5 protein-coding genes are annotated in these 8374 nt (G+C 73.2%); 2 read left to right on the top strand and 3 right to left on the bottom strand.

Features of this window, described 5'->3' with window-relative positions; genetic code table 11:
• Window positions 1-113: 113 nt before the first annotated feature.
• Window positions 114-683: a TetR/AcrR family transcriptional regulator gene (locus ACFXPX_RS29010; RefSeq protein ID WP_380528422.1), complete on the top strand. Its 570-nt coding sequence runs from the start codon at window positions 114-116 to the stop codon at window positions 681-683.
• Window positions 684-726: 43 nt separating this feature from the next.
• Here ACFXPX_RS29010 and ACFXPX_RS29005 read toward each other — a convergent pair whose 3' ends face one another.
• From ACFXPX_RS29005 to ddaH, 3 genes are all read right to left on the bottom strand, one after another.
• Window positions 727-1653 carry a TauD/TfdA family dioxygenase gene (locus ACFXPX_RS29005; RefSeq protein WP_375890453.1) on the bottom strand — a complete coding sequence of 309 codons (927 nt, stop codon included), beginning with the start codon at window positions 1651-1653 and terminating at the stop codon, window positions 727-729.
• Entirely contained in the window at window positions 1650-3572 is a 1923-nt protein-coding gene (locus ACFXPX_RS29000; RefSeq protein WP_380528425.1) for a non-ribosomal peptide synthetase, read from the bottom strand. Before ACFXPX_RS29000 ends, ACFXPX_RS29005 begins: the two co-directional genes overlap by 4 nt.
• 133 nt (window positions 3573-3705) lie before the next feature.
• Window positions 3706-4566: a dimethylargininase gene (ddaH, locus tag ACFXPX_RS28995; protein ID WP_375890456.1), complete on the bottom strand. Its 861-nt coding sequence runs from the start codon at window positions 4564-4566 to the stop codon at window positions 3706-3708.
• Between the two features lie 463 nt (window positions 4567-5029).
• Between ddaH and ACFXPX_RS28990 the strand changes: the two genes are divergently transcribed.
• Entirely contained in the window at window positions 5030-8287 is a 3258-nt protein-coding gene (locus ACFXPX_RS28990; protein WP_380644009.1) for an amino acid adenylation domain-containing protein, read from the top strand.
• Window positions 8288-8374 lie beyond the last annotated feature (87 nt).

Below are 8374 nucleotides of genomic sequence, written 5' to 3'. Positions count from 1 at the left end.
GTGCGGTGGGGGGTGCCCACGACGGCTCCTTTAGATACAGAGTTCTATCTTACGGCGGCCAGAGTAGGGCGCTAGAATAAGAAAGACAAGTCTTCCTAACGGAGGGGTCGGCGATGGCCGAGCGACGCCGCGGGCCGGCACTGGAGAAGGCACTGCTCGACGCGGCCTGGGCGGAACTCGCCGACCACGGCTACGCCCGGTTCACCATGGACGCCGTCGTCAAGCGCGCCGGCACCAGCCCGCCCGTCCTCTACCGGCGCTGGCCCAACCGCGACGAACTGGCCCGCGCCGCCATCGGGCACGCCGTCCGCGGAGCCCGGATCGACACCCCCGACACCGGGAGCCTGCGCGGGGACGTCCTCACCCTGATGCGGGAGATCAACACCACCCGGGTCGAACTCATCACCGTGGTGCAGATGCACCTGGCCGGCTACCGCCAGGAGTCCGGCACCAGCCCCGCCGACCTCGTCGACCCCCTGGTCACCGGCCGCGCCGAAGCACTCGACCTGCTCTTCGCACGCGCCGCCGCCCGCGGCGAGGTCGACCCGGCCCGGCTCACCCCCCGGCTCAAGTCGCTCCCCTTCGACCTGCTGCGCCTCCAGATCCTCACCACGTTCGCGCCCGCGCCCGACGACGTCCTGGAGGAGATCGTCGACACCCTCTTCCTGCCCCTGCTGCACTGACCGCGGGCGGCGGCCCGCCGGACCGCTCCGACGACCCGGCCGCTCAACCGCTCAGCGGCTCGGCCATGGCGACGGCGACCCGGCGGGGCGGGGTGAAGGGCTCGCGGGCGTGGGCGGTCAGCATGTTGTCGAGCATCACGACGTCGCCCTCCCGGTAGTCGAAGCGCGTCGCGGCCCTGCGGTAGCAGTCCCGCACGTGCGCCATCACGTCGTCCGGGATCCGGCCGCCGTCGCCGTAGTAGGTGTTGTTGGGCAACTCCTCGGCGGCGAAGAGGGCTTCGAGGCCGGCCCGGACACCGGGCGAGAGGGTGGACAGGTGGAACATCGCCGCGTGGTTGAACCAGACCGGCTCACCGGTCCCCGGGTGGGTCCGGACGGCGTCGCGGACCACCCGGGTGCGCAGGGTGCCGTCGTCGAGCCACTCGGGCTCGATCCGGTTGGCCGCGCAGTAGGCCGCCACCTCGTCCCGGTCGGTGGTCCCGAAGACCTCCTGCCAGGGCAGGCCGAAGCCGGGGCCGAAGTTGCGCACCAGCATCCAGCGCCGCCGGGTGAAGTCGGCCAGCACCTCCGGGTCGAGCAGCCGGAGGATCTCCCGGCAGTCGGCCAGCGGGGTCGCGCCGCGGTCGGCGGGCGGCTGGACGCAGTGGAAGAACAGCGTCATCGGCCAGGAGGCCTGGTACGAGTTCTCGTTGTGGAAGAAGATCTCCTCCCGGGCCGGGTGCTCGGTCGAGGTGTAGACCCCGCCCTGGATCCGGCTGCGCGGGGACGACTTCTCCTGGTACGCGAGCGGCGGGCCGGCCAGTCGGCGGACGGTCTCCTCGAAGTCCTCGACGCCCCGCAGCGCGAAGCCGCGCAGCAGCACGGCCCCGTGCTCGCGGACCAGCTCCCTGATCCGCGCCCGGTGCTGCCGCGCGTGGTCGACCAGCAGGGTCGACGCCCGGTCCGGCTCGATCCGGTACGGGAGCGTCATCGGGCGCTCACCGCCGACGCGGGCCGCGCGGACCCCGGCTCCGACTCCTGGTCCTGCTCCTGTTCCGACTCCTGCTCCAGGGCCGCGCTGAGCGAGCGGATCGTCGGGTGGTCGAGCAGCATCCGGCTCTCCAGCCGGATCCCCAGCCTGGCCGCCCGGCCCGCCACCAGCAGGGTGGCGACCGAGTCGCCGCCGACGTCCAGGAAGTGGTCGTCGATCCCGACCTCGTCCAGGCCGAGCACCTCCTGCCAGATCCCGGCCAGTGCCTGCTGCACCGGGGTGACCGGCGGGGCACTCGGGCCGGAGGCCTCGACGGGGGCGTCCGGGAGGCGGGAGCGGTCCACCTTGCCGTTCGCGGTCAACGGCAGGTCCTCCACCGGCACCACCACCGAGGGCACCAGGTAGCCGGGCAGCACCTCCCGGGTCCAGGCCCGGATCGCCTCCGGCTCCGGCCGCGCCCCGGGCCGGCCGGTCACGAAGGCGATGATCCGTCGGGTCTCCCCGACGTCCCGGACCACGGCGGCCGCGGCCGCCACCTGCTCGTGCCGCTGGAGCACCGCCTCGATCTCCCCCGGGCTGACCCGGTGGCCGTTCACCTTCGCCTCGTCGTCCAGTCGGCCGACGAACTCCACCGAGCCGTCCGGGAGGTAGCGTCCCGCGTCGCCGGTCCGGTAGAGCCGGCTGCCGGGCGGCCCGTACGGGTCCGGGACGAAGTGCCCGGCGGTCGGGCCGGGCAGCCCCGCGTACCCGCGTGCCAGGCCAGCTCCCCCGATGTGGATCTCCCCGGTGGCCCCGACCCCGGCGATCCCCAGGTCCGGATCCAGCACGTACTGGCGGACGTTGGCGATCGGCCGGCCGATCGGCACGGCCGGTCCGACCGGGAGCGGGGCGGACACGAAGGCGGCCGAGGAGCCCACCGTGGCCTCGGTCGGGCCGTACTCGTTGACCACCCGCAGCTGCGGCATCCGCTCCAGCCACGGGCGCACCAGCTCGGTCGGCAGCGCCTCCCCGCCCACCACGAAGGTGCCCACCTCGGGGGTGTGGAAGGACAGCGGGAGGGCGTGCTCCAGCATCCGCAGGTGCGCCGGGGTGAGCTTGACCAGGTCGAACCGGACGCCCTGGCGCAGCAGTTCGGCCAGTTCGTCGACCCCCTGGCCGTCCGGGACGATCCGGACGCCGGCGCCGGTGACCAGCGGGGCGAGCAGGCCGGTGAGCGTCAGGTCGAAGGTGAGCGGGGTGTGCAGCGCGGCGCCCTCGGCGGCGGGGTCGCCGGTGAGGTAGGCGCGGGCGGCGTGGTCCACGTAGTTGGCGAGCGCCTGCTGTTCGATCAGCACGCCCTTCGGCCGGCCGGTGGAGCCGGAGGTGTAGAGCACGTAGGCGAGGTGGTCCGGCCGGACCGCGACCGGCTCCAGCGGGCGTCCGCCGCCGTGGTCCACGTCCAGCACCGGGACCGCCCCGCCGTCGAGGAGCGCGGCGGTGCGGGCGTCGCCGACGACGGCGCAGGGTTCGGCGTCCGCGAGGACGGCCCGGATCCGCTCCTTCGGCCACTCCGGGTCCAGTGGCACGAAGGCGGCACCGGCCCGCAGCACCGCGAGCACCGCGGCGACCAGGGCGGGCGAGCGCGGCAGGCAGATCGCGACCCGCTGCTCCGGCCGGGCCCCGACGGCGTGCAGTCGGCCGGCCAACTCACCGGCCCAGCTGTCCAGTTCCGCGTAGTCGAGGTCGCCGATGCCGGTCAGCAGGGCGGGGCGCCCGCCGTCCCGCTCGGCCCAGCGCGCGAAGCGCCGGTACACCGGCTCGGCCGCCGGGACGGCGGGCCCGGCGGAGAGTTCGGCCAGCCGTTCCGCCGTGACGGCCGGTGCGGCGGTGCTGTCGTGCTCGGCCCTGTCGGGCTCGGCTCTGTTCTGCTCGGCCTGCAACGCGGACTCCTCATTCCTCCCACGCCCCGGTCCGGCCCGGGTCGTTCGGCGAGTTGACTCGACTGCTCGACTGCACGGCGGGGCGGGTGCACAGCGGGGCGACCGCTCCGCCGGGCGGCGACGCCCCGGCGGCTCAGCCCCGCGGCTCGGGCCGCAGTTCGAGGGTGCAGCACTTCGCGGCGCCGCCCGCCTTGAGGAGCTCGGTGGTGTCCACCCCGACCGGGTTGAAGCCGCGCTCCCGGAGCTGCTCGATCAGGCCGGCCGCCGCCTGCGGCAGCACCACGTTGAGGCCGTCCGAGAAGGCGTTGAGGCCGAACACCGCGGCGTCCTGGGCGTCGGCGAGGATCGCGTCCGGGAAGAGGGTCTCCAGGACGGAGCGGCTGCCGGGGGTGAAGGCCGCCGGGAAGTACATCACCTCGGTGTCGGAGAGCACCGAGAGCGCGGTGTCCAGGTGGTAGTGCTCGGGGTTGACCAGGGTCAGCGAGGTGACCGGCAGCCCGAAGAACTCCTGCGCCTCGTAGTGCGAGCGCTGGTCGGTGCGGAAGCCGGTGCCGGCCAGGATCCGCCGCCCGACCGGCAGGTAGTCGCCCTCGCCCTCGTTGACGAACTCGGGCCACAGCACCTCGCGGTAGCCCTGCTGGACGAACCAGGCCAGGTAGGCCGGCCCCTCGGCGGTCCGTTCGACGTGCCGGAACCGGGCCCCGAGGACCTTGCCGTCCACCACCGTCGCGCCGTTGGCGGCGAAGACCATGTCCGGCAGGCCGGGCACCGGCTCGATCACCTCGACGGTATGGCCCAGCGACAGGTACACCTCGCGCAGCCGCTCCCACTGGAGCAGCGCCGACTCGCGGTCCACCGGCTTCTCGGGGTGCATCCACGGGTTGATGGAGTACGTCACGTCGAAGTGCTGCGGACGACACATCAGGAGTCGGCGCGGGGTGGCCCTCCGGGCTGTCGGCCGTATCGGCTCGGGCTGAGTACCGCCACTGGACACAGGGATCTCCTCTGCGATGGTGGTTTCAGGAGAGGGAAAAGGTGCCGGGTCGCCGTGCGGACCGCGGCGCCGGTGGGGTTCACGAGGGCCAGGTCACGAAACGCCGCCACCGCAACGATCCTGACATGTCATCGGCAAGCCCACAATCACCCGACCCTAGCAGTCGACCTGCCCATTGTCCCGGGTGTTCATGCCAGGAACGGCCGACCGGACTCCGCCGCTCCGCCCCTCCGGCGGACGGCCCGCACCCCGCGACCCCGGCGACATACCGGGCACAACCGCTCCGTTACCCCTCCAACCGCCGCAGGGGGGATCAATGATCCGGGGCCTTGACTTTCCCGGGCGTCAGTCAATAGCTTGCGCCGGAGTGCCCAGATGCCCCGAACCGCGCAATCACGACCCGGCATCGCCGAACTCCACCGGAATTCCGGCGATCCGCGGGAAGGAAAGGTCGGACCGCCGGATGACGAACCAGGACACCGGGACCGGAATTCCGGCCGAGGAACAGCACCCCGCCCTCCGGGAGATCCCGCTCGCCCACCCCCAGGAACGCCTCTGGTTCCTGCACCAGCTCCACCCGGACGTGCCGGTGTACAACGAGCCGGCCGCCTACGGAATCACCGGTGAACTCGACGTCCCGGCACTCACCGAGGCGATCCGCGCGCTGGTCGGACGGCACGAGCCGCTCCGCACCGGATTCGCCGTCCGGGGGGACCGGCCGGTCCAACTGATAGCCGACGAACTGCCCTTCGCACTCCCGGTGGAAAACCTCGGAACGGATGCCGGAGCGGTCCTGCGCCGGCTTTCCGAAGCCGCCTCGCAACCCTTCGACCTGAGCCGCCCCGGGCTTTTCGACATCCGGCTGGCGAAGCTGTCCGAGAACCACCACATCCTGTACCTCAACCTCCACCACCTCATCACGGACGGCCAGTCCGGCCGACTTCTGATCGACGAGATCGGCCGCTCCTACCGGAACGTGAAAACCGGTCTCCCGCCGGTTTCCGAGCCGCTCGCGGTGAGTTATCCACGGTATTCGGTGCAACAGCGCGAGCGCCTCGCCGGCCCCGCGGCCGAAGCCGACCTGGCGTCCTGGGAGTCGGCGCTGACCGGCGTTCCCGGCCTGCTCCGGCTGCCCGCCGACCGCCCGCGCGGGGCCACCCAGGACTTCGCCGGAGGGGACGTCCGCTTCAAACTCTCCGGTTCGTCCACGCAACGCCTCACCGAAGTCGCCAAACAGCACAACGCCTCGCACTACATGGTCCTGCTCGCGGCGTTCACCCTCCTGCTGCACCGGTACTCGGGACAGCGGTCCCTCGTGGTCGGCACCCCGGTCGCGAACCGGCCGGGCGATGGCCTGGAACAGACCCTCGGCTTCTTCGTCAACACCCTCCCGATCCGCAGCGACCACAGCCCCGGGCAGACCTTCGCCGACTACCTGGGCGCGCTGCGCGAGACCTGCCTGGACGCCTTCGCCCACCAGGAGACCCCGTTCGACCACATCGTCCAACGGCTCGGGCTGCAGGGCGGACTGAGCCACGCCCCGCTGGTGCAGACGGTCTTCGCGTACAACCACACCCAGCACCGCCCGCACCTGGACGGCCTGGAGGTCCGCCCGCTCGACGTGCGCACCGCGACCGCCCGGTACGAGCTCGGCCTCTATCTGGACCGCTCGCCGCAGGGCGGCCTGGACGGCCGGTTCGAGTTCGCCACCGCGCTCTTCGACCGCACCACGGTGGCCCGGCTCGCCGAGAACTACCGGACGCTGCTGGACGGGCTGTTGGCCGACCCCGACCGGCCGCTGGAGGCGTACGAGCTCTGCTCGCCCGCCGAACGGGCCCTGATCGCCCGCGGGAACCGCACCGGGGCGCAGTTCCCGGAAGAGCGCTGCGTGCACGAGTTGTTCGAGGCGCAGGCCGCCCGCACCCCGGACGCCGTCGCGGTGAGCGCGGCGGACGGCGAGCTGACCTACCGTGAACTGGACCGCCGCGCCTCGGCCCTGGCCGAGCACCTGCGCGGGCGCGGGGTCGGCGCGGACCAGTGCGTCGGCGTGTTCGTCGAGCGCTCGGTGGCCCTGGTGGTGGCCCTGCTCGGCATCCTCAAGGCCGGCGGCGCCTACCTGCCGCTCGACCTGGCGGCGCCCCGCGCCCGGCTGGAGCAGATCCTGCGGGACGCCCGCGCCCGGGTGGTGCTGACCGGCGGCGTGCCGCTGGAGCCGTTCGACGGCATCGAGCCGATCGGCCCGCTGCCGGACCGGGACCCGGCGGACGGCCCCGACCACCCCGAGCACCCCGAGCAAGCCGCCCAGGCGGCCCATCCGGAGCACCTGGTCTCGGTGTACTACACCTCCGGCTCCACCGGGGCCCCCAAGGGCGTGGCCAACCGGCACCGCGGCTGGGTCAACCGGCTGACCTGGATGCAGCGCCGGCACGCCCTGCGACCGGGCGAGACGGTGCTGCACAAGACCACCCTCACCTTCGACGACTCCGCCCTGGAGATCTTCTGGCCGCTGTCCGTCGGCGGCCGGGTGGCGGTGCTGCCGCCCGACCTGCACCGCGACCCGCAGGCCATCGTCGAGGCCCTGGCCCGGCACCGCTCGGTGTACCTCCAGGTCGTCCCCAGCATGCTCAACTCCGTGCTGGACGTGGTGGAGCAGCGCGGCGCCGCCGGACTGGAGGCGCTGCGCGGCACCACCTCCAGCGGCGAGGCGCTGTCCCCCGGCACCGTGCGGCGGTTCCGCGCGCTGATGCCCGGCGAGCTGCACAACACCTGGGGCGCCACCGAGGTCTCCATCGACTCCACCCACCACACCTGCACGGCCGAGGACCTCGCCGGCGCCGGGCCGGTCAGCCTGGGCCGGCCGTTCGACAACAACACCGTCCACGTGCTGGACGCCTCGCTCCGGCCGGTCCCGATCGGCGTCGTCGGCGACCTGTACATCGGCGGCGTCGGACTGGCCCGCGGCTACGCCGGCGACCCGGCCCGCACCGCCGCCGCCTTCCTCCCGCACCCCTCGGTGGCCGGTGAGCGGCTCTACCGCACCGGCGACAAGGGCCTGTTGCGGTCGGACGGGCGGCTGGAGTTCGTCGGCCGCACCGACCACCAGGTCAAGATCCGCGGCATGCGGGTGGAACTGGGCGAGATCGAGGCGGTGCTGGAGGACCACCCCGGGGTGAAGGAGGCGGTCGTCCTGGTCCACGAGGGCGAGAACGGGCTGCGCCGCCTGGTCGCCTACGTGACCGCGCTGCGGCCCGACCGGCGGCCCTCGCCCGAGGAAGTGCGCACCCACGTCGGACAGCGGCTGCCGGAGTACATGGTGCCCTCCTTCGTCACCGTCCAGGACCGCTTCGAGGTGACCGCCAACGGCAAGATCGACCGCGGCGCGCTGGCGCCCCCGGAGCGCCTGCTGGACGACGCCGGGGCCCCGGGCGAACCCTGCGAGGGGCCGGTCGAGGCCTTCGTCGCCGACATCTGGCGCGACCTGCTCGGCCTGGCCCGGATCGGGGCGCTGGACGGCTTCTTCGCCCTGGGCGGCAACTCCCTGGTCGCCACCCGGTTCGTCTCCCGGGTGCGCCAGCGGGCCGGCATCGACCTGCCGCTGATGTCGGTCTTCACCAAGCCGACGCTGCGCGAACTGAGCGCGGAGGTCGAGCAGCTGCTGGTGCGACGGCTGGAGGAGATGACCGAGGCCGAGGCCGGGGAGCTGCTGCGGCAGCTGTCCTGACCGGTCGCCCACCCGACCGCCGGCCCACCGGGCGAGCAGGCCGGCGGTCCGACCACTTCTCGACCGTTTCTCGACCATGGGGGAGAG

Origin of the sequence: Kitasatospora sp. NPDC059146, assembly GCF_042786665.1 — a bacterium.
Classification (GTDB): domain Bacteria; phylum Actinomycetota; class Actinomycetes; order Streptomycetales; family Streptomycetaceae; genus Kitasatospora.
This window is presented reverse-complemented; position numbering and strand designations above follow the sequence as displayed.